This is a genomic window from Levilactobacillus tangyuanensis, from assembly GCF_003946545.1.
Lineage (GTDB): Bacteria > Bacillota > Bacilli > Lactobacillales > Lactobacillaceae > Levilactobacillus > Levilactobacillus tangyuanensis.
Window position 1 is genome coordinate 294,210 of the sequence record NZ_RHOA01000001.1, and the last position, 23,741, is coordinate 317,950.

At 50.0% G+C, this 23,741-nt stretch carries 15 protein-coding genes and 1 pseudogene; 11 read left to right on the forward strand and 5 right to left on the reverse strand.

Translation table 11 applies throughout. The annotated features are described in order from the left end of the window. Positions 1-134: 134 nt before the first annotated feature. From EKM96_RS01300 to EKM96_RS01340, 8 genes are all read left to right on the forward strand, one after another. Positions 135-842, forward strand: coding sequence for an MIP/aquaporin family protein (locus tag EKM96_RS01300; RefSeq protein ID WP_125638651.1), 708 nt, complete (start codon positions 135-137; stop codon positions 840-842). Positions 843-1,209: 367 nt separating this feature from the next. After that, entirely contained in the window at positions 1,210-3,309 is a 2,100-nt protein-coding gene (locus EKM96_RS01305; protein ID WP_125638652.1) for a MucBP domain-containing protein, read from the forward strand. A 1,641-nt stretch (positions 3,310-4,950) separates the two neighbouring features. Beyond that, entirely contained in the window at positions 4,951-7,080 is a 2,130-nt protein-coding gene (locus tag EKM96_RS01315) for a MucBP domain-containing protein (protein WP_125638656.1), read from the forward strand. 239 nt (positions 7,081-7,319) lie between these two features. After that, positions 7,320-9,371: a MucBP domain-containing protein gene (locus tag EKM96_RS01320; protein WP_125638659.1), complete on the forward strand. Its 2,052-nt coding sequence runs from the start codon at positions 7,320-7,322 to the stop codon at positions 9,369-9,371. 390 nt (positions 9,372-9,761) lie between these two features. Then, on the forward strand, positions 9,762-10,103 hold the full coding sequence (locus tag EKM96_RS01325) for a hypothetical protein (protein WP_125638662.1): 342 nt from the start codon (positions 9,762-9,764) through the stop codon (positions 10,101-10,103). Positions 10,104-10,311: 208 nt separating this feature from the next. Next, on the forward strand, positions 10,312-12,354 hold the full coding sequence (locus tag EKM96_RS01330; RefSeq protein WP_125638664.1) for a collagen-binding domain-containing protein: 2,043 nt from the start codon (positions 10,312-10,314) through the stop codon (positions 12,352-12,354). A 183-nt stretch (positions 12,355-12,537) separates the two neighbouring features. After that, the gene (locus tag EKM96_RS01335; protein ID WP_125638667.1) at positions 12,538-13,392 is read left to right on the forward strand and encodes an SDR family oxidoreductase; all 855 of its coding nucleotides are present in this window, start codon (positions 12,538-12,540) and stop codon (positions 13,390-13,392) included. A 37-nt stretch (positions 13,393-13,429) separates the two neighbouring features. Beyond that, positions 13,430-13,867, forward strand: coding sequence for an Rrf2 family transcriptional regulator (locus EKM96_RS01340; protein WP_125638670.1), 438 nt, complete (start codon positions 13,430-13,432; stop codon positions 13,865-13,867). Between the two features lie 44 nt (positions 13,868-13,911). On the opposite strand, the gene EKM96_RS01345 is transcribed toward EKM96_RS01340, so the two are convergent. From EKM96_RS01345 to EKM96_RS01355, 3 genes and pseudogenes are all read right to left on the reverse strand, one after another. After that, positions 13,912-16,218 (reverse strand): CDP-glycerol:glycerophosphate glycerophosphotransferase, encoded by a 2,307-nt coding sequence (locus EKM96_RS01345; RefSeq protein ID WP_125638672.1) that lies wholly within the window; start codon positions 16,216-16,218, stop codon positions 13,912-13,914. Between the two features lie 10 nt (positions 16,219-16,228). After that, positions 16,229-17,143 carry a hypothetical protein gene (locus EKM96_RS01350; RefSeq protein WP_125638675.1) on the reverse strand — a complete coding sequence of 305 codons (915 nt, stop codon included), beginning with the start codon at positions 17,141-17,143 and terminating at the stop codon, positions 16,229-16,231. 161 nt (positions 17,144-17,304) lie between these two features. Then, positions 17,305-17,667 (reverse strand): annotated as a pseudogene (locus EKM96_RS01355) (winged helix-turn-helix transcriptional regulator). A 124-nt stretch (positions 17,668-17,791) separates the two neighbouring features. Here EKM96_RS01355 and EKM96_RS01360 point away from each other — a divergent pair. From EKM96_RS01360 to EKM96_RS01370, 3 genes are all read left to right on the forward strand, one after another. After that, a complete protein-coding gene (locus EKM96_RS01360) occupies positions 17,792-19,000 on the forward strand; it encodes an MFS transporter (protein ID WP_125638678.1) in 1,209 nt (402 codons plus the stop codon). Between the two features lie 173 nt (positions 19,001-19,173). Continuing rightward, the gene (locus EKM96_RS01365; protein ID WP_125638681.1) at positions 19,174-21,330 is read left to right on the forward strand and encodes a WxL domain-containing protein; all 2,157 of its coding nucleotides are present in this window, start codon (positions 19,174-19,176) and stop codon (positions 21,328-21,330) included. Between the two features lie 386 nt (positions 21,331-21,716). Next, complete coding sequence (locus EKM96_RS01370; protein ID WP_125638684.1) at positions 21,717-22,496, forward strand: (S)-acetoin forming diacetyl reductase; 780 nt, start codon at positions 21,717-21,719, stop codon at positions 22,494-22,496. 177 nt (positions 22,497-22,673) lie between these two features. On the opposite strand, the gene EKM96_RS01375 is transcribed toward EKM96_RS01370, so the two are convergent. Both EKM96_RS01375 and EKM96_RS01380 read right to left on the reverse strand, forming a co-directional pair. Beyond that, complete coding sequence (locus EKM96_RS01375; protein WP_125638687.1) at positions 22,674-23,327, reverse strand: TetR/AcrR family transcriptional regulator; 654 nt, start codon at positions 23,325-23,327, stop codon at positions 22,674-22,676. A gap of 123 nt (positions 23,328-23,450) precedes the next feature. Beyond that, entirely contained in the window at positions 23,451-23,633 is a 183-nt protein-coding gene (locus EKM96_RS01380) for a hypothetical protein (protein ID WP_382336177.1), read from the reverse strand. Positions 23,634-23,741: the final 108 nt, after the last annotated feature.

Consider the following 23,741-nt stretch of genomic DNA (forward strand, 5'->3'; position numbering starts at 1 on the left):
AGTTTAAGATAAGACTATGATTTGTAAGCGCATCCATATAATTTCACCCATTCGTGGTGGGCTGTGGTAGACTGTTAATGGCTCAAATGATTGTTTATTTCATACATAATAATGACGAGGTGGGTGTAACAGTTATGAATGGTTTTATTGGTGAGTTCTTTGGCACGATGATTTTGATTATCTTGGGTGCCGGAACTGGCGCTAGTATTAATCTAAATAAGACTTACGCAAAGGGGTCCAACTGGACGTATGTCAGCGTCGCCTGGGGTATGGCCGTGACAATGGGGGTCTATGTTGCCGGCATGTTAGGTTCCGATGGCCACCTGAATCCGGCCGTTACCATTGGCTTTGCGGCTTTTGGCTTCTTCCCATGGGCCAATGTTGTCCCATACTTACTGGGGCAATTCTTAGGCGCCTTCGTTGGGGCGGCGATTGTGATCCTGCAATTCTACCCACACTTCAAGGCGACGCCCGATGAGGCCTCTGGCAATTCCGTTGGGATCTTCGCGACCCGGCCCGCGATTAAGAATCCCACGTTTAACTTTCTCTCTGAAGTGATTGCCACCTGGGCATTCATCTTCATCCTGCTGAATCTGGGCGACTTCACGGATGGCCTGAAGCCATTCATCGTGGGGATGCTCATCATGATTATTGGGATGGGTCTAGGGACAACCACTGGGTTTGCCCTGAACCCAGCCCGGGACTGGGGGCCACGTTTGGCCTACTCAATCCTGCCAGTGCCGCATCGTGGTTCGGCCGAGTGGAACTATGCTTGGGTGCCAATGTGTGGGCCAATCGTTGGGGGCTTGTTAGCCGCCGGACTTCAGGCAGTGATCAAATAAATTAATGACCCATTTTTGGAAACGGTTAGCTGCGGCTGACCGTTTTTTTATTGGCCGAATTAGTTAAATTTATTTATTTATTTTTTTGAGATGAGTTTACCGAATATAAACATTGAAAATGGATTGGTCAGGACAACGATAACGAAAACGGGCCAACTAGCCGACGGCGGTGGCGGTTTTCTTATCAAATTGGTGTACCATAAGTCTTTTCACGTAGAGCATACTGTGAACTATTAATAGGAACTTAGACAAACAAAAGGCATGACGCTATGATAAAACTGTCAGAAGGACTGGCGCATTATTGATTTCATAATACCTAAGAACAACAATCGATTGATGATTTTTTTTTTTTAGAGGAGGAGCTCTATTGAGACGGACAGATGTGACTGGGACATATGGCAAGTTGTATAAACACGGTAAAGCTGCGATTCTAACGGGGATTATCACGACTTCCTTGGCGGTGGGGGTAACCAACGTTTCCGCCAAGGCGGATGAGTTCGATGGCGATTCCGTGGTGACGGAACAGGAAAAAACGGGCACGATAGTTGATGAGCAAGAACAGAGCACGCCAAACCCAGAGACAAGCCTTGCGCCACTCGATGAGACAGCGTCAGTCACGGAAACGATTACTGGTAAGACACCAGAACTCGGGGGGGATGAAGCTGCTTCGCCAGCGCCGGTAGAAAAACCAGCTGAGGAGTCGAGTCTAGACCGGCCGGTACCGACCAGCTTGGTTTCGGGCATTGATGGACAGACTAAACAGGCCGCAGGTACGGAACGGAGGGGTGGCCAGGCAAGAGTCAGGGCCAGGTCCATCCCAGCGGTATCGACGCCGACGCCAAGATCTACGGCGCGAGCGACAACCAGTATTGATGAATGGATGCCCGATAAAAATTTACAACAGTTAGTGTTGTGGCAATTGCGGCGAGGGCTGGACTATGGTCAGGCCACTTATCCTCAGCTTCATGGATTGGACATAAAAACGGTCGATGAGATTACCCCGGAAATGTTGCGAGATAATCTTTACCGTTTGGATGCAGATATTAATCAACAATATGCCGACCGGGACTTTTTCAACATGTCATTGTCGATTAATTCACTTAAGGGATTAGAGTATGCCACCAATTTGGGAGCAATTTCAATCTTTCCAGACCTATACTCGGTCGAAAAGTGGGATGGCATCGTGGGTATTGAGTATGGACAAGTTGAAGATATTAGTGCGCTCAAGGATCTTAAACATTTGACCAGTGTCATCTTTCACTTGAACCAGATTACTGATATCTCTGCGCTTGCTAACAAATCACTAAAGGAAGTTGACCTGACCGAGAACAATATTACTGATCTTTCACCTTTGAAAAGCTCAATTAGGCCAGATACTCAGTTGACTGCGAGTCGTCAGGCTATTTATCTCTCAGGAATCACGCTTGGCAAGGATGATAATTTTGTGTTTGACCAAATTACAATTAAAGATGTAGATGGAACTATTATTCCGCTAGAGGGACGTTTACATGCAACTGGCGGTTACTGGACCAGTGATGGGACGCCAAATAATGTGAGTCCAAATAAAATTATTTGGTCAGGGTTTCCGGAAGCTGACGGTTCTGACAAATATCTGTTTATGGATTGGGATGTCCCTGAGGGATCTGGTCAATCCTTTTCCGGCGAAATTACGCAGGAGTTCACGATCGACCCGAACATCGGTCGCGAGGAAACGGCTACCATTCACTATAACTATGCCGATGGGAAAAAGGCAGCCCCAGACAAAACCGTTACGGGTAAATATGGCCAATCGATTAATTTCCCGGCGTCACCAATTATATCGGGATATACTGCGAGTCAGTTACCCGTTGCCAAGTATGGCGCTACCAAGAATGAATTTACGGTGACGTACACCAAGGCCAAGACGCCCGCGGTGGTGAGGCCTGAACCGATCACAACGGTGACGGTTCACTATCAGACGTTGGCAGGACAGCCATTGGCGGATGACCAAACATTGACGGGACATCCGGGTGAGTCGTACACGACAACGGCGGTGTCGGTGCCAGGGTATACACTGATCGCCACACCGGCAAATGCTACCGGGACCTTTGGTAACGCTGATGCGGTGGTTAACTATTATTATGAGGTGACCCAGCAGCCTTCAACGAATGAACCAGGCAACGGGGCCGGCGACCATGGGGTTGAGCAACCCGAGATGCCTGCCGTGGTCACCCCCGATCCGATACCGGGAAATGGCGGTGCGGGGGCCAATATTGTGGATGAAATGGCCACTGGTGGTAACACTATTCAGTTCGGCCAGCCTGACAAGCGGCCGAATAAACCAACCAAGGGTCAGGGGACCCTTGCTACCACTCAGCAGGTGTTGCCTAAGACGGGCGAGGCTAAGAGTTCTCCGATCCTAGGGCTGGCCATCGTCAGTGGCCTAATTGGACTCATAGGATGGCGGGCGTCCTCAAGGAAAAATTAAATCATTATTTGAAAAGGTCATTGTACTATAGTTCCCCTTAAAGTTAACAGATGAAAGACTACTATTCATCTGTTAACTTTGAGGGGACTTTTATTAGCGAATAGGCTCAATAGTTTTCTGCATACCAAGTGGTTGTGCGAATACCATATCGTATTCATTCCAAGCTATAGGAAAAAATAACTGATAATCATATCGATGTGATTTAAAGAACGATATTTGTTTGTGGCGTTAGTATAAAAGAGTTCAGATTTTGGAAGGGAGTATGATGCCAGATCATGTTCATCTGTGTTGGGACACGGTTGCTTTATTATAAAAGATTGTAGAACTAACTTTCAAAACGCTTCCAACGAATAGAAACAGAATGTAAAATATCGTCTCCATATCAAAGTACGATCCAATTAGCGCACTGTATGTGAACATCCCAATAGCGCCAACTAGTGCAGCAGTAATGGTTATCGTTGTCAATCTATTAAAGAAGCAGCCAATTGAAAAAACGAATATACCAAAAGTGCCAATGGCCCAGACATAATTTGTGCTTGCTGGTAGATCACCTGTTTCAACAGCGCCAGTATTAATTAAATATCCCAAGGCTAGAAATGCGGTAAGTAAAATGCCTAAAACGCCAATGAAGATGAGAAAAGCCTTAATAGTTCTTTTCAAATTAAGTCACCTCTAAAAAATTGTGAATGCTCTTAGAACGATATGAGCTATGAGTTGTTTGTTTTATGCTTACTCGATTTATCTGGCATTTCTGAGGACCGTCCTTTGAATGGCTTCAACTGTTCCTCCACCAAATTACGCTCCCAATCCCAAATTGTGACTGGATTCTTGGTACGAAAATGTTCCGTAGTCGCAGGATAAGAGGTGTGATGAACTTGGTCTCATTTGATAACTTCAATTTTAAAGGAATAGTCATAGAAAGTCTTCTCAGAATAATTCTGAAGGCCTTGAACTCCGAATAACTTACAGCTCATTAGTCATTGATACATGGCCGCATTACCCTTGATGCCATACGGTCTCATGAGTGAAAGGGCTACGCATTTTGAAGCTGTTTTTTTAGATTTGTTGTTTAATCTTAGCCGTTAATATAATGGAGCCCCCAAAATTGGAAAAAATCCAGTTCTGGGGGCTCACTGTCGCTCTAGGTAAATGAGTTTTGTTACTTGTTTGTCTACCGAGAGAGGCGTATAGCCTGGGACACGGTCCGGTGACTATTTTGAGTTGGCAGCTAAAGATGAGAATAGGTTAAATATCTTTAGAACGTCCTGTCTGACTATCAAATCATTCATAGAAATATGGTTAGTTGGACTGACCATCTAAAATGAGTGTGTTATATATCTGAAATTGTGTAACGTCACTTATGGGCCATTGATTTGCCGATTCATGTGAAAGAGTTAAACCGATATACCTTCTATAACCGGCGTAACAACGGCAATTATTCACAAGTGTTCATGACTCATCCAATAATCTTTTAAACATAAAAACGCAAAAATCTTTGCGGGTATGGACTAGATTTTAACCAACTGATTAGCTATAATTGATATTATAAAGGGCTTACATTTTTGAGGCTAACAATCGGGTGGCCGCCACACGACAGACCATTCTGTAACGACCATAACCTGTTTTGGAGGGGTGTTATTTATGTTTAATTCGATGAATACCAGGGAACATTATAAGATGTACAAGAAGGGAAAAACCTGGATTTTTGCTGGCATCGTGACGGCTTCCTTGGCGTTGGGCGTGGTTGGTGGTCAAACGGCCCATGCGGATACGTTGGCACCGGATTCCACGGGAGAACAGGACCAATCAACAGTTTCGGATAAATCGGCGGCACCAGATAAGCAGGTGGTGTTAGATACAACGAAGACCGCTGGCAACGTTGATGACCAGAAGTCCGATGGGGATAATCCAGATGCGACCGAGTCAGCTGGCGATAAGACCGGCGATCCGGCACCGGTTGATAAGCCGGCAGGTGATGCTGACAAAAAAATTGCTGACAATACGACTGATACAGGGGCGGTCGTTAACAATGACGACTCCTCAAAAGTAGTCAACAACCTCAGTCGCAAGGCGCCGGCCGCACCGGCCGCACCGGCTGCACCAACTGCTCGTATGGCAGCGCCAGTGGTTAAGGCCGATGAGTCGATTGATGCTTGGATGCCTAACAAGACGTTGCAAGCAGATATGTTATCGTACTTTCAAGGGGCGTACATTGCTGACAACCCTTCGATTGCGGCATCGGGTAAGACATGGTCAACGGCCGCAGATATTACTCAGGCCGACATGTTGCTTCTGAACTACGTCTTCTTCAAGGATACCTACATTGATGGCAAGAGCTCGTTCTCGCTAAAGGGGTTAGAGTACGCGAAAAACTTAACGCACCTGATTATCTCTGATGAATTGAATTACGCACCGTACATGATTCGCGCGGATGTTACGGACCTCACGCCATTACAGGGTTTGACGAAATTAACCTCGTTGGAAGTCGTGGGCCAACGGTTGACCGACATTACGCCGATCGCTGGACTGAAGAACATTACTAGCCTGTCAATTGCCCAGAATTGTATCGCAGACTTCTCTTCGCTAAATGCCGCCCAATATTCAGACTTGAGACTGGATCAACAACTCATTGAGAACAAAGTTATGTATATCCCTAAGACAAATGAATATGTCTTAGTTAGCCCAGTCAAGGCGCCACAAGGATTAACTTTTACGCTAGATGACATTCCAACAGCAATCGGTGTCCCAATTACCGCGCCATCACACCCTGAGTCCACCGTCCGTATCTTTTGGAACGGCGCTACCGGTTATTCACTGGATGGCGAAAAGATTTCTTTCACAGGGATTAAAGATCAAATTATGCCGGGACAGACGGAAAATCCTTGGACGCAAATGTATCCAAACCTGGTTGCTGAAGATTACACTTACTTCTTGGACGTTCTTTATACCACGACGATTAATGGCAATAAGGTGACGGCTGTTCAAATGGTGACGCCATACATCAAGGCCGATCAAGCAGCCGACGTCACCGTAAATTACGTCGATGACAGTGGCAATCAGGTGGCCGATCCCGATACCTTGACCGGGTTTATCGGTGAAGACTACACGGCGGTGGCCAAGACCATCGATGGCTATGAATTAACCAAGACGCCAGACAATGCTACGGGGGCCTTCTCCGATACGGCCCAAACCGTAACCTTCGTCTACAAGAAGGTTGGTGGCACGGTAACGCCACCGGTTAACCCTAGTCAAACGGTGACGATGACGGTCCACTATGAAACGTCTAATGGGACTAAAGTGGCACCGGACGTGATCTTGACGGGTAAGGCGGGGGACAGTTACACGTCCAGCCCGGCTACGGTTGATGGCTACAAATTGGTCACGACGCCGGCCAACGCCAACGGCACTTTTGGCAACGCAGATGGGTCAATCACCTACGTTTACGCCAAGACCGGCGGCGATGGCGACCTGGTTACCGATGGTAATGGCGGCGACAAGCCAAGTACCAACAAGCCTGGCAAGCCCGCAACCAAGCCAGGTAGCGGCAAGACCCCAACGACTAACAATGGCGGTCAAGCGGCGACGGTAACCAGTAATCTGAGCGCTAAGCCGGGTGCTGTTCACGCGGCCAGCCTGGCCAACACGGTTGATGCCGACAAGACGACCTTGCCACAAACCAATGATGAAACAACGTCACCACTTTGGGGATTGGCTGTTCTGGGGTCACTCCTTGGATTAGTGGGTTTTAAGCGGCGTAAGCACAACAACTAAAAAGTGATTTGATGGGGTCCGATTCCGTTGGGAATCGGACCTTTTTGGCGTTCTGAAATTGGATGTTACCGTAATACATGGTACATATTAACTACTATAAGAATAGTTTAATCTATACTAGCTTTTTAAGAGGTAACCCGATATAATTGGCATTGTAAAAAGACATTAATGACTTCACACCAATTTAGTTATGGATCACTATTGTTGGCCCTGATAGGAACTATTTGAGGAGGATAATTGTGCTGAAGAGAACGGAAACCCACCAACACTTTAAGATGTATAAGCAAGGCAAGCACTGGCTGTTTGCGAGCATCACCACGGGAATTTTAGCAGTAGGATTCGGGGGCGTGACCGCCCAGGCGGATGATCAGCTGACCACCGATCAATCAGTGGTTACCACGAGCGCCGAGGAGACGAAAAACGAGGAATCGACTGTCACCCTGATGCCACCGGCTACCGCAGATGTGGACAACAATGTGGTGGTCGATCAGGACCTGACGCCCCCGGTCACGGCCGATCCTGCGCCTGAACGAGAGGCTGCAAATGAAAGCGTTCACAAAAGTAGTGATACGAAACCGACCCCAACCACCACGGCCGTGGCCACTGAAGAGACGGTCACACCTTTACCAGCACCGACCGACACCGAACTAGGTGCAACGCCGAAGATCAAGGCGGTGAAGCTGGTTCACGCTGAGTTGACCCGCCTGAGTAAGGCCGACCAAACGATTGACGATTGGATGCCCAATCAGCGCCTTCAAGAGGTGGTTCTTGCGGCCTTACGGAAACAGAATCCCGGGCAGTCGTGGGCTAACGCTCAGGCGATTACCCAGGCGGATATGTTGTTACTGACCAGTATCTATGCGGACGGCCGTAACGGCATGGGGACCTATATTGACGGGGAAACCGAGTACTCCTTGGAAGGCCTACAATACGCGACGAACCTGACATCATTAACGTTGACCAATAGTTTTAATTATGCTCCAGGCGCTTACTACGGTGACATTGTCGATGTGAGTCCACTGAAGAATCTACAGAAGCTCACCAAGGTTGACTTGCAACATAATCGGATTGAAGATGCCACGGACCTGGCTAATCTGGAGAATGTGACGACGATGCTGGTCAATTACAACCATATCCGAGATCTATCGCCATTTGGTAAGCGTGACTACAAGGAATACGGCGATAGCTCACAGGTGATCTATCTCGATCCGATTGTGATTAATGATGCCACGCGAGAGGGGCATCTGAAGGTGCAATGTATCCGGCGCGATGGCACCGTGGTGCAACTCGAGTGGTCGGAACGCGTCTTGGTTCCAGTATTCTTCTATAACAGTTTCACCTACATGTTCCATTACAGTGCGGGTGAGGCGGTTTCTGACGGCGAAGGTGGGCTGTACTATAGTCATATTCCCGACCAGAAGCCGGGGCTGACGACCTATCCCAATGTCACGGTGAAGCCCCTTAAGGACTATTATTTCCTGACCGGGAAATATTCATCGGTTAATCCATCCGGGACCCAAGACTTTGCGGTGATCCAACCCTATACCATCGCGGCCGCCGCGGAGAGTGTCACCGTGCACTACCAAGATGAGCAGGGCAAGCAGGTTGCGCCAGATACGGTGTTACCAGCCGGAGCGGTTGGTGAGGATTACAGCACGGAACCCCTGAAGATTTCCGGGTACACGTTGGTTAAGACGCCGGACAACGCCACCGGTCAATACGGGACGGACCCCATCGAGGTCACCTATGTGTACCGTAAGGATGCGGGAACGGTGACCCCGCCGGTCGTGACGCCGACCGAGGAAACGACGGTGACGGTGCATCATCAGCTGGCCGATGGGACGGCGATTGCGGCTAACCAGGTCTTGAAGGGCCAGGTTGGGAGTGCCTATCAGAGTCAGCCCGTTCAGATCGCCGGGTACAAGTTGGTCAAGACGCCTAGCAACGCCAGTGGGGTCTTTGGCGAAGTTGACACCGAGGTGACCTATGTCTACGAAAAGGTGGAGACCGGCGGCGGTGGTGACCTGATTACCGATGGCGGCGGGGACGACAATGACGGGGATTCCGGAACTGGTGGTCAGCCGGGCGGGATTACCACGACGGCGCCTTCCGATGATAATGGATCGACCCCGCTTTCCACGGGTAATGCTGGCGATCAAGGAGTGGCGGCAACCACTCTGCCACAGACCGATGAGGAACAAGTCTCCGGATGGTGGGGCATTGGCGGCCTGATCCTAGTTCTGACGGGAAGCTGGTGGTTACGGCGCCGGCGGACGTCACGTCGGGAGTAAGTATGACTGGCAAGATTGATTGGTAATTGAACGGTAGAACGATCAAGCGACGACTGAGCCCGTGGACCACTCACGGGCTTTTTTGGTGCCAGCAACCAGTGGCTTTTGGATAATTGGTCTAGGTACAATCGTTCATCGTTATTATAGAATTGTTCATGCACAAATTAGCTGGATGAAACTTTGTACAGTCACCGATTTAGGGCCTCAATTCCCTTGTAAAGCGTGGAAAATATGAGACAATGACCTTGAAAAGAGAATCGTACACAGTGTTTAAAGTATGAGTGTTCCATGGCAATGGTGATAAGATTCTCAGAATTATGACGAACACTTATTAAGTGAATCTGATCTAGTAGGGGTTCTGAGGAGGACCCGCACGAGGAGGAAGCTATCATGACAAGAGCAGTTTTAAATGGAACTAAGTGTATTTATGCTACCCTAACCGTTTTGGCAGTGAGCATGGGACTAACTGGTATTGGTGTTTCCGCAAAGGCCGACAGCACACCAGCAAGTCATGTTTCAATTACCGCCGTCAAGACCAGCAACAAGGCAAGCCATGTGACCAATCTCGATGCTAAGCCAGCAACGGATGTTAAGCTAGCTTCAGCACATAAGGCAAACCTGGCACAAGACAATTCGACTCGTTCACAACCAGCCGACTGGTTAACGGCCGGAATCGCTGTGGCAATGGCCGTGTTAGCTCCTGCCGGTTTGATTACCAAGCGTCAACATTAATTGCTATTATTCCAGCACTCCCGATGATTGTCGGGGGTGCTTTTTTTGTTGGTCCGGCTATTTTCACCCCAGATTGGTCAAAGTGGTAAATTAACCCGTCATAAACTAGTTTGTTACTAAAATAATTTTACAAACGTTATTGATTGTTGGGTGAGATAGGGCGAAAATAAAGGTGGAGTTTTAATTGGAAAGGTAGGGACCAATTGATATGGAAACTAAACGGACGCATTACAGGATGTACAAGGCTGGCCGTCGCTGGGTATTTGCCTGTGCCATTGTTTTGGCTTTAGGTGGTGGTGCGGTGACCGCCCACGCCGATGCTAGTGATGCTGGGATCGACAATAATACTGATAGTTCGCTAGTTAAGTCGGGGAGCGACTCGGATGGAACTGGCAGTGGTGCCAGCGATGCTGATAAAGACAATGAATTGACTAAAACCGACGTCAAGTCTACTGGTGACTTGACTAATAAAGACAGCAATACCGGCACGAATTTGACTGGTGGTACCAAGGTTGTCACCAATGTTAAGACGGCCGTTGGTTCAAGAAAAATGTTGGCTTTACAACGGCCTCAAGGCCGGATGGGGGCCGTTGCGGCAACGGATAAAGGCACAACCACGCCATCCAGTAACCCTGTGACGACACCAACGACATCAACGGTAACGCCAACCGCTACCAAGACTTCGGCGACCGTTAAAGCAGCATTGGCTCGATTAGCTGCTGCCGCCAAGAAAACCACGGTTACCACGGCCTTAACGCCATATGCCGAATCTGGTATTCAAGCCGGTGGAAGTGTCTACGATGACTATCCCGACTTGGATAATATCTTAGGGGTCTCTTCCGTCTTCCATATCTTTGCTCGTGAAGCTGAATTGAACGCCCATACGAATGGGAACGTGGCGGTTCAAAACTTGATTGGGAACGTTAACTTCGGGACCAACATCATCGAAGAACTGCTGGACAAGGATATTTCTTACATTCAAAACATAACGAACATCGCCGGAAGTTCCTTCGTTTCCGGTGGGGACACCCGGGAAAACAAGGTCGTCTTTGGGGATGGTATCGACATTGACATCAGTAACCCTAACCGGCCAATGGTCAACGGGGTCTACATCGACCACTTATTAGCACAAGAAGTTTACCAGGACCAAATAGGTCAAACCTACATAGATTTCGATGCCGAATTTGCCCGTCTGAAGAAGGTTAACCAACAGTTGGCCGAAAGCTCAAGCACGGCGTCCTACGACGTTAGTGACTTCCCTGATCAAAACAATCGGGTCATCGATGTTAGTGATTTGAAGCCTAATGCGGACAACAAGATTATCATCAATATCACCGCGGACATGTTGACGGGGAACACCCCATTGACCATCGCCGGGCTGTCGCCAGAAGAATCTGGGACAACGGTGATCATTAACGTCGATACACAAGGTCAATCGGACCTCGATTTGAAGTCACAAATCAAGATTAAGTACAGTGATGGTAGCGATCGGGACAACCAGGAAACCGAGGACTTCGGGGACAACCATCTGTTGTGGAACTTCTACGACAGTACGGCCAGCGACAAACAATATGGTGGAACCATCACCATTGACGCCCCATTCCAAGGGAGTATTCTGGCCCCATCTGCCGAAATTGTCGCCAACCAAAACCTTGACGGAAACATCATTGCCGACAAGGTCATTATCAATGCCGAATCTCACCGGTGGGACCTACAAGATCACACCGATGAAGAGGAAGATGGCAATGAAAATGAGTTTGAAATTGGCGTGCCACTTCCCGGAATTGATGTTCAATTCCCTGAAGAACCCGAAGGCCCAGATACCGAAACACCCGGGACGGAGAATCCTGACACGGAGAAGCCTGGGACCGAAATTCCTGGGGAACCAAACGAAGGCACGGATGAAGGTGACGAGGATCTCTATGAACACGAACGGCCTGATTACGAAGATAACTTCGAAGACGATCTGATCGACTTCGAAAGTGAAAGTCCTAGTGAGGCTCACGCGGATGAAGAGGCCCTATTGAATCGCGTCGATGCGGCGATTGCCCAAGCACGGGCGGACGGCAATTCTGCGCTAGTGGCCCGGTTAGAAGCCATCCGTGGGGACATTCTGGCGGCCTTAGGTCTATCGGACGGGTTACCACAAACGGGTGAAGCTTCAGACAATTGGCTACGAGTTGTTGGCTTGGCCTTGGCCGGTGGCGTCTTAAGCACCTTGGGCATTGCCCGTCGGCGGCGTCATAATTAGCCTCACCTTAGCTTTAACTGAATGAGAATGACAGGTATCGTCAGCCTTCTGGTTGGGGATGCCTGTTTTTTTGTGATCAACATGGTCACACATGATGTTTAAGAAATTTGGGCTATTCGCTGGCTTTAAATGAGCGAATGGTGTAACTTATAAAGTAACATCAAATGAACGGGAGTGGATGATATGAAAATTGTTGTAACTGGAGCGACGGGCCACTTAGGCCAACAGATTGTTGAGGCAATGGCCAAGTTGGTTTCACCTGATCAGATGACCTTAGGGGTGCATACGCCGGCCAAGGCTGCCAAGTTTGCGGCACGGGGAATGGGCGTCGAAGCGTTAGACTATCAGGATCCGACAAGCGTCGCGGCCGTCTTGAACGGCGCCGACGTGGTGGTCTATGTCCCTAGCAAGAGTCATGACAGTTTCAGTCGGGTGACGGAGTTTGAACATATTATTCAGGCGGCCGAAACCGCAAAAATCGGTCATTTAGTGGTCATGGGATTCATTGCCGACCAAGCGACTAATCCGTTCGACCTGTCCGCCTTCTATGGTTACGTGCCCCGGCGCTTGGCGGCTAGTGACCTGTCCTACACGATCCTGAGAAACGCGCTGTATGCGGATCCGTTGGTGCCTTACTTGCCAGAGTTGATTGAACGTCGGAACGTGATTTACCCAATGGGCGATGCGTCCCTAAGCTTTATTAGCCTGGCCGATAGTGCTGCGGCCTTCGCTAAGGTTGCGGTTACCCCGGCCCTGTGGACACAAACGATGTACACGTTAACTCAGGAACGGTCCTACACGATGCCAGCCTTGGCGGCGGTCCTGAGCGAGGCGGCGGGTGCACCAATTGGGTATGCGCCGGTGACGTTGAAACAATTTGGCGAGCTCTATAACGAAGGCAATGAAGGGCACATGCTGTCATCGATGTATGCTGGTGGTGCGCAAGGACTCTTGGCGACGGTCACCGATGACTTCGAAAAAATCATGGGTCGGCCGGCACAGAGCCTGCCAGACTTCTTACGGCAGTCGCTTAAATAGTCGCGGGCCTGAGCTTAACTGGTAAAGGAGGGGCAACTTGCGATATTCACATAAATTGAGTGATGCTGTGCATATCTTGGCATATGTGGCTATTTATCACGATGATGATTTATCGAGTGCGGCCATTGCTGCAAGTATCGAATCCAATCCGGCATTGGTTCGGCGCCTGATGGGGGCACTGCGCCGGGCGGAACTCCTGACAACCCAACAAGGATCGGCGACACCCCAGCTGGCACGCCCGGCAGATCGGATTTCTCTGCTAGACGTTTATCACGCGGTAGAGGCGGACACGCCGTTGCTTCACGTGGATGATAAGACGAATCCGGCCTGCATCGTGGGTGGCAACATTCAAGCAACTTTGCGGGGCGCGTATGCCGAGGTTCAGGATGCCGCCGAACGGCAGATGGCGGCGATTACTCTGGCGAGTCTTATCGTCGATATCCGCCAACGGGAGCAGCAAAGAAATCACGCATAAGCAAATAGGCTTTACCACGAATTTATCCGTGGTAAAGCCTATTTTTAGTTGGTTAAATCTTCATCGAAGAAGGCGTCAACCACGCGTTGCGTGGCATGGCCATCTTCCCAATTGTTGAAGCGTTCGCTGAAACGCTGGTAGGCCGCCGCATAGTCCTTGGTAACCGCGGGTAGGTCATGGAGCGCTGCGAGTACGTCATCATTGGTCTTTAACAGGGGACCAGGTAAGTCCTTTTCCATATTGAGATAGAAGCCCCGTAGGACACTCCCATACTTTTCGTAGTCATACACGAAGTATAGGATCGGCCGCTTGAGGATGGCATAGTCGAAGAAAACACTGGAGTAGTCAGTGATGAGCACATCGGCAATCAGATATAATTCACTGATATCATCGTAACTCGATTCATTGTAAACGAAATCGCCGAAGCCGGTCGTATCCAAATGCTCCGTGATGAAGTAGTGGGTCCGTAAGACTAACACATACTCGTCACCGAGTTCGCGACGTAACCGGTCGATGTCTAGCTTCAGGGTGAACTTGTAGTCTCCCACGCCATAGTAATCATCGTCACGCCAGGTTGGTGCATACAGGATGATCTTTTTATCTAATGGAATGCCCAGCTTGATCTTAATCTGCTTGGCCTGTTCATCCCGGTCGGGCGCGCTCAGGATATCGTTGCGGGGGTAGCCCGACGGTAACATTTGTTTCACGGGATACATGAAGGCATGTTCGAAGACGTCGACCGAAAATTGGTTCGCGGTAACCAGATAGTCCCACTGACGAGATTGTTCGTAGAAGATCTCCTTGTATAGCGGATTGGCACTGGCCACGTTATCCATATCGAACACCAGGTGCTTCAGTGGCGTCCCGTGCCAAGTCGCCAAGAACTTGGTGCCTGGGCGCTTGACGAACCATTTTGGTTGGCGCATGTTGATGACCTGGAACTTGGCGGTTGCCAAATAATACATGTAACGCCAACCAAATCGTTTGACGACAATGGTATTGGGTTGGCCGGCGGGCGTTTCTTCCACGCCAGGATTCATGATCCAGACGTGTTTGAACCGCCCCGGATAATTAGCCTGCAGGTAGTTGTAGATGGCCTTAGGACTATCGGAGAAGTTCCGACCTAGGAAGGATTCGTATAGAATCGTCCGGGGCTTTACGGGCATCTTGGTAAACCACCACCCATAGGCCAAACGGGTGACACCGCGGCCGTGGTGATGAATGACCCGGTTCAATTGCCGGAGGCGCACGATGACGTTAATTGCGGTTTGCGGAACCTGGGCCTGACGGCGCAGCTTGTGTAGGATGCGACGGCTAAAGTGCGGCACGGTCTTGAAGGCAGCCGGTTCGACCATTTGTAAGTAGTCGTGGAGTTGCTCAATTAGGGCGGGGACATCATCGACCTCGGTCGGCGTGCTGGTTGCCAATGCCTGATAAAAGAAGCGATGCAGTCGTTGCAGGGTGTAGGCACTAAAGGCAAGGTGTAAGGAAGGGTCCTTCAGGTCGGCTAAAGCCTCTTGCCAGGCAGCGATTCGTTGTTGCCATCGGTCGGGAACCGTTAATTGGTGAACGGCTGGTTGGTTGATGGGGTCGTTATGTTTAACCCGAATATAGCTGGGTTCGCTGAGTCTTAGGTAGCCGGTGGTCAGGCCCATGGCCTGCGTCATGAAGTGAAAGTCAGGGTATAACTCGCGGTCTTCGGCAAATTGGAGATGATGTTCCTCTACCAAGCGCCGATCGATGACCTTACCGGCAATCTTCAATTGACGGTTAAAGAGATCCCAGCGCTGGTCGCCATCGATATAGAAGTAACGGTGGCTCAACCAGTTGGCCGTTTCGGGGTCGACATCAATCTGAGCCGGAAGCTGATCGAGTAGTTCTGGTGGCAAGTTCAACGACCGATTCTTCGGTTCCCGTTTCTTGGGCCCGCCCCACTTGGGGAGACTGTCATGAACGGTGGTTTGTTCCAGACTATTGGTAAATGATGAATGTGGTTCATATGTAGGGAATTGATTGAGATCGCCCATGATATTGGGCTGTAGCCGATCGATGGCGTCCATGTCGGCCAGCGCATTCGGCAACAGATAGTCGTCGCTATCGACGAAGACTAGCCACTCACCGGTAGCCAGGGTCATGGCCGCATTACGGGCAGCACCCAATGTTTCCGGGGTATGTTCGACCTGCTGAATGGTGTAATCGGCCTGCCACTCCGGTTGGGAAAAATCAATCTGGCCATTTAGTGCAATAATCCATTCGAAATCATGGCTGGTTTGGCGATCTAAGTTCTTCTTTAAGCTGAGTAATTGGGGGAACTCGGCTGGTTTACAAGGGGTAATGAGAGAGTATTTCAAGATGGTCCTCCTAATAGAACAGCTGGTGAGCCATTTGTGGCGACAACAACTGGAGTAGGCCTAAGCGAGTCCACCAATGAGTGGGGTCGGTGTTCAGGTCTTTAATCCGGGTTAACAGCTGGCGATGATGGCTAGCAGAGACGTGCCGACGACCGGCCACACCTAAGAGTGTGTTGAGTTGGTTAGACATGAAGTCGGCGTAGATTGGGGCCCATTGAACGTCCAGCGTTGAGGTGTCCACGGCTTCCAATTCATCTAACCAGGCTAACGGCGTCACCTCCGGCCAGTCGCGAGTTTGGACCGTTGGGACGTGGAGTCGAATCACGTCATTTTCCTTTTGTAGGCCAGATAGAATCTGACTCAGACTAGCCAAAGGCCACTGCGCATCGTATAGGGCAGCGGGAATGAGGATTCCCGTTGGGCGAAGTCGCTGGGCCAATTGTGCCTGACTCTGGAGATTCGACTGTACGCTGTAGCTTTGGAGGCCCCACAGGGCGATCCACCGTTCATCGGCTGTTTTTGGCTGTGTATTAAGGGGTGTCCCTTCTGCCGGGTAGTTGGCAAGGTAGGTCGTTATCTGATCGTCTAAGGGGGTCCTGTCGGCAAAGGTTGCCAGGCTGATGAGGCTGTCTGGATGACGCTTGCTGACCTGTTCCCATTGCAGAAAGGCACCGGGTAACACGTGATCGGTTTCCCGCAATGTCAGATAATAGCTTTCAGTGGTGCTTGGGAGCTCAGATTGATTGATCATTAAAGACCAGGTTGCGGCTGTGCTGGCCTGGTCGACAGACAATGTTTGGTCCGAGGGTAATTGTAAATTAAGTTGTGTTGATGCAAACCCTTGGGAATTAATTTCGCCAATGAGGGTGGTTAATGCCGCCCAATTCAGGTGGGTTTGAGGCACTATGTTGATAAATAACTGCATAAGTTGTCCTTCCCGATAAGCTCGTAAGATTAATAAGCCTATTAATACGTAACCCATTTTACTAACAACAGCTATTATACCTGTTTCCGTAGCCCTTGTCAGATTCATTCTAGCTGGTGTTCAAGAAGCTTAAGCTTTGATAATCATATTAATTTCTGTGGTTAAACGTCGTCACGACTCAACAAGGTAATCTTTTCACCCTCTGCCTGCCGGCGGTCGATGTTGTCTTCACCCCAGACACACAGCTGATGCAGGATGGTGGAAAGGGTCTCGCCATAGTCGGTGAGTGAGTAATCGACCTTGGGGGGGACTTATTTGTAGACATGGCGGGCGATGATGCCCGCGGATTCTAGCTCACGCAACTGTTGCGTGAGCATTTTTTGCGAGATTTGGGGAATGGCCCGGGAAAGTTCACCGGTCCGCATGGTCCGGTGACGCAGATGACAAAGAATGATGGATTTCCACTTGCCACCGATGATTTCCATCGTGGCCTCGACGCCAATATGATAAGTTTTTTCGGGCATAAAAACCGCATCCTATTCAATTATTACCTTTTGGTGGGTATCGCACTTTAAAGTGGGTTCTTGTTTGCAGGTTCCTTGCAAGTATAATCATTACTTATCACGTTAGCAAACAAGGAGGGACATCATGTCTAAGAAAATTTCACCTACATTTACGTTATTGGCTTTGGCTATCAGTGCCTTTGCCATCGGTTCCACGGAGTTCATCAGTGTTGGGTTAATTCCCATGCTGGTCCAGAGTTTCCACATTAGTCTGGCACAATCGGGGTTAACGGTTTCCGTTTATGCCATGGGCATCATGGTGGGGGCGCCATTAATGACGCTCCTTACCGGGCAAATTAACCGGCACACGTTGATGACGATTATTATGTTGTTATTCATTACCGGGAATTTGGTGGCGGCCTTCGCCCCAACCTTTGGCATCTTACTGGCTGGTCGGGTGATTGCGGCCTTAGCCCACGGAATCTTCATGACCGTTGGGTCCGTGATCGCTGCGGACGTGGTGGCCCCATCCAAACGGGCCTCTGCCATTGCCGTTATGTTTACTGGTTTAACCGTTGCCACGGTTACCGGTGTGCCAATGGGGACCATGATTGGTCAACTCGGCGGTTGGCGCTGGTCATTTATCTTTATCAGCGTCATTGGTCTATTGGGCTTAATCGCCGACTACATCTTGGTACCACGGAACCTGCCATTACCAAGCAAGGCCACGGCGCGTGGCATTATTCGGGTGTTAACTAACCCACAACTGTTGCTGGCCTTGTTGGTCACGGCCCTGGGTTATGGTGGAACCTTCGTGGTTTACACTTACCTGTCACCATTACTGGAAAAGAAGATGGGCTGGTCCGCCGGTGCCGTTGTTGTTATCCTGGTCGTTTATGGGTTGATGGTTGCCGTTGGGAACACCATGGGTGGTCGTTGGGCTAACAGCAAGCCGCTGACGGCCTTGCTCAAGATGTTCACGGGTCTCTTCGCAACGTTGGTGGTGCTAACCTTCACGGCTAACAGTCACTGGCTAGGCCTGATGACGGTGCTGGCAATGGGCTTCTTTGCCTTCATGAACGTGCCCGGGTTACAACTCTACATCGTTCAATTGGCCGAAAAGAATACGCCGGACGACATCACCATGGCCTCTGCCCTAAATATCTCGGCCTTTAACGTTGGGATCGCACTGGGTTCCGGGATCGGTGGTCAGGTCACGAGTCAGCTGGGGTTGGGTTGGACGCCAATCTTTGGCGCCGTCATGGTGGCCATTAGTATTGGTCTCACCTTTGGCCTGATTCGTTTGGCCAAGCCGGTCGCAACACGACTGGTTAAGAAGTTTAATCGTAGTTAAAGGTATTACGGTCGGGAGGAGACTCTCGACCATTTTTAATTTCCGAATGTAAGCGCTAACATAAAGAGTGGAATAATCAATTCGGTTCAAAAGAAGTGTTTTGACTGACCAGACCAATCGGCTTCTGTATAATCCGAGAAAGTTAAGGAATGATGCTCAGAGGGGGAGCGAACATGAAACGATTCATATTAATTTTGGGGATTATTGGGGGCTGCCTGTGGAATGGTGTGGTGACGGTCAGTGCTACAGATAATGGCGATCTAAAACAGGCCATTGCCGCTGCACCAGCCGGAATTCCCTTAGACCAATTATTAACGGGGAGTCAGGTTCCGAAGAATTCGGGGCGATTAATTGACTCGAATACGCTGGAACAGACAATTGGTCAGTTAACCCATGAAAATGCGGTTGGGGGTGAACAACAGGTTGGGGCCCTGTGGTCCTTCGATGGCGAATCAAGTGAACAAAAGACCAAGTTGGATTTGAAGAAGGACAAGGCCATTTCGGCCTGGCTGTATTTTGGCAACCGGGGGTCCGAGGCCGCCGATGGTTTAACCTTTGTGCTCCATAATTCACCGGCCAAGATGGCTGCTGGTTCAGGTGGAGGCCAGTCGTTGGGGGCTTGGGGCACCAACCCTGATCCAACGGTGACGGATCCGCTGAAGTTGGCAATGACGGGTATTCAGAATAGCTGGGCCTTAGAGTTCGATACCCATCCCAACCGGTTGGCACGGGCGGCTGTGCCGGACTTTTTCGATGGGGCGGCGGTGGTTAGCGAGGGGATGCACGTGGACAGTGGTTATCCCGGCGATCCGGCCGAATATCAGGTGAATACCCATCCGGAAGTCCAACCGGCGTTGAATTTTTTTAATCTAGCGACGACTAGACCACAACTAACGGGGAACCTGGCCGATGGTCGTTGGCATCATTTGACGCTGAACTGGCTATCGGCCAGCAGTCAGGTGCGGTATGCGCTAAATGACCGTGATCCAGTGACCAAGCAACCCCTCATGACGGGGGCAATCATGGATACCATCGTGATTGATCAAAAGAAATTAGGGATTGAGGCCGGTAAGCCTGCGAGCTTATATTGGGGCTTTACGGGCGCGACTAACCCCGAACGGAGCGAAAATGGCCTGGTTGTGATTGATAAGATCAGTGGGGGACCGGAATTCAATACCAAACGGAGCGTTCTTCGAAATGAGGAGACCAATCGAACTATTCTGCCGGGAACAGTTGTGAATCCAGGAACAAGACTAAAGTATGTCTATGATCTGACCTATTCGGGCGATGCAGTGTTAGATGGTATGAAGTTTGATGTTCCCTTACCACCGGAGATTGAGTGGGACTCGGGAAAGCTTATCCAACAGAATGCTAAAGATATTACTTTTAGTCAGCAAGACCTTAAAGAAGCGCGATTGAAAACCCAGCTGGATAAACCCTTAAAAAACGGAGACAGTAATCGTGTCCTGGTCGTTCTGAGGGGCCGGGTCAAGCAAACGGGGCGTCACGTCAAGATGGCAAACAATCCCGGTAGCTTCTACGGCCCGAATTACCGACAAGTCATCAATACACCGGAGTTCTTCATTAACGGTAAGCTGGATCTGAAATTGGAAAACCTGGGTGCGGATACTTTAAAGGTTAAGCATCATCAGCCGGCCGTGATCAAGGGCAGACTGACGAATGGTGGGGAAGCGTTGACTATTGAGGAGTGGCAACACAGTCAGGTCAATGTTATCTTGAATGGCCACGAACTCCCGAACCCGGCCATCTTGGCACCCAAGCAAGACGGTGAGTTCCAGCTGACGATACCCGCGGACCAACTCAATGTTGGGCGAAATTTGGTCATCTTGCGGGCCAAGGATAACCCGGGGCACCCGTCGAATGACCTATCGGTAGTAGTCGAGAAACGAGCCGGTCAGTTAACCTTCTCGAAGGTGCCCAAGACCACGGCATTTAAATCAGCTAAGCTTACCGGGCAACGCCAGCTCGTTGCCCGCCAAGATGATTGGCAGATTGGGGTGCAAGACGATCGGGGGGCCGGGAGCACCTGGAAACTGACGGTCCAGATGTCCCAGGCGTTTGCCAACGTGGCTCGCGAGCAACTGGCGGGTGAGCTGGTCTACGTCAATGGTAAGAATCAGCAGCGGGCCACGGCTAATCAGTCGATCTTGGTCATGGAGAATGAATCCCAGCACGATTCGGAACAGACCTCGGTGACCAAGGGCTGGACCGATGATACGGGGTTGATGCTCGCCATTCATAGTGGGGCCAAGGCCGGTAACTATGCCGGCCGGCTGACCTGGCAACTGGAGAATGTGCCAAAGTCGTGATTTTAACGAGTTAGGCGAGCATTCACCTATGAAACACCGGCGGTTTAAGGACAATAGATGAAGGGTCTGGGACAAAAGTCTCAGACCCTTCGTGCGCTCCGAACGTATATTGCGGAAACGTGCGACAAAAGGCAGTCAACTCCGCTTAACCCCGATAGACAAACAATCCAAAACCGGGATTATTCGTCTATCGACGTTAATGCTCATTGACTAACCGCCTTCTGTCCCACTCTCGTTTTTATATAAAGCGCCCCCCGCGCAAGCGGTTATGCCGGTTACTGAGCGGGGCAAGTCTTTACGTGTGAAATCGCTTTCAATGTTAAACCTTTTCCGGTAAGATGTAGGTGTATTAAGAAATCTACTTATTCTGAAGGAGTGAATGGCACATGGCATCAAATGGTAAAGTAGCAATGGTTACTGGCGGCGGACAAGGAATTGGGGAAGCCATTTCCAAACGCTTAGCTCATGACGGATTTGCGGTTTCAATTGCTGATTTGAACTTAGACAATGCCAGTAAGGTCGCCGCTGCTATCGAAGCTGATGGTGGCAAAGCGGTTGCTGTGAAGGTCGATGTTTCCGACCGTGACAGCGTGTTTGCTGCGGTTAACACAACTGCAGACAAGCTCGGTGGATTTGACGTGATCGTCAATAACGCCGGCCTTGGCCCTACGACGCCGATCGACACGATTACCCCAGAACAATTCGATTTAGTTTATCACGTTAACGTTGCCGGAACCCTTTGGGGTATCCAAGCAGCCCACGCTAAGTTAAAGGAACTCGGGCACGGCGGGAAGATTATCAATGCGACCTCTCAAGCCGGTGTGGTTGGGAACCCTAACTTAGCCCTTTACAGCGGCACCAAGTTCGCCATTCGGGGGATTACCCAAGTGGCTGCCCGTGACTTAGCCGATGAAGGCATTACGGCGAATGCTTACGCACCAGGAATCGTTAAGACCCCAATGATGTTTGACATTGCCCACAAGGTTGGTCAAAACGCTGGTAAGGATGACGAATGGGGCATGCAAACCTTCGCCAAGGACATCACGCTCGGCCGTCTGTCAGAACCAGAAGACGTTGCCGCTGGTGTGGCCTTCCTGGCTGGCCCAGACTCCAACTACATCACTGGTCAAACACTGGAAGTCGATGGCGGGATGCAATTCCACTAGACCTTTACATTGAATTGATTTGAATGACCGGACGCCGTGATGATGACGGCGTCCTTTTTGGTTGTTCTAAAGGCGATGAGTCGTCAATCAACGGCCGGCGACGTCAATTTAACCGAAAAAAAACAACCCAAGTAGCGGCTCACAGACCGTTATTTGGGTTCCTTTTTTAGCAATTATTTAAGGTTCGGGCCGAAGCACTTTCTCCAGTTCTAAAACCAGGTAGTGGGCCTCATGATCGTCGTCCCAGTCACGATCAGGGAAGAGAATATAGCGATCGATGATGTACCCCAAGACCACGGCGACAATGAAGCGGAAGATTTCCGAGAACGGCCAATCGACAATCAGGCCACGCTTACGGAGGTCCAGGACGGCCGCCTGGAAGGTCGTGATGAGTTCCTGACGGGCGGCCGCGATGAAGTCTTGCCGCAGGGCCTCGTTGTACAGAATTTCACTGAGGAAAACCTTGATGGCATCTTGGTTGGCAGCGGCAAAGGCCATGCGGTCTCTGACTAATAGGGTCAAGAAGGCATGCAGGTCAGGGATGGGCGCTTGCGTCTTTTCAATCAGTTCCGTCGATAACTTGGGAATGATCTGAGTAATAACGGGAGCCAAGGCCGTTCGAAGAATATTCGCCTTGGATTTAAAATGCTTAAACATGGTGCCTTCGGACTGATGAGCCGCCACGGCAATCTGGTGTGTACTGGTATTGGCGTAACCTTGTTCTGCGAAGAGCCGAATGCTGGCGATAAGGACATCCTTTTGCTTTTGGGTCAGTTCCTCATCTGCCTGAATGGTAGCAGGAAACGCCGCCAGAATGCTTTTATTACTCATAGTGTGACCACCTTTGTCTGACAATTTATCTCTATCTTACCAGGGTGAACCAGAAATACTAGCCTAAAAAGCCGGCCGTCTTCAGGGAGACGCACCGGCTCTTGGGGGTGTGAGGAGGACAGATTAACTGTTCCGAGTGGCAGGCATGTGGCGGTAGGCCAGGTAGAATTGGCAAATGGCCAAGACAACGTTGACCCAGTTAACCGTTGTGAACCAACCGGTCAGGCTGGCAACGCTGACGGCACCGTAGAAGGCCCAGAAGCCCCAGACGATCGCAATCACGTTGATCCACCCGAACCATTTCATGAGGTCTTGGTTCCTCGTAGCAAAACAAGTCCAAATTCCGTTAATAATCAGCCATACGGCTAGAATCCAAAATGATGTGGTAAACATGATCAAAATCCCCTTTCTGCT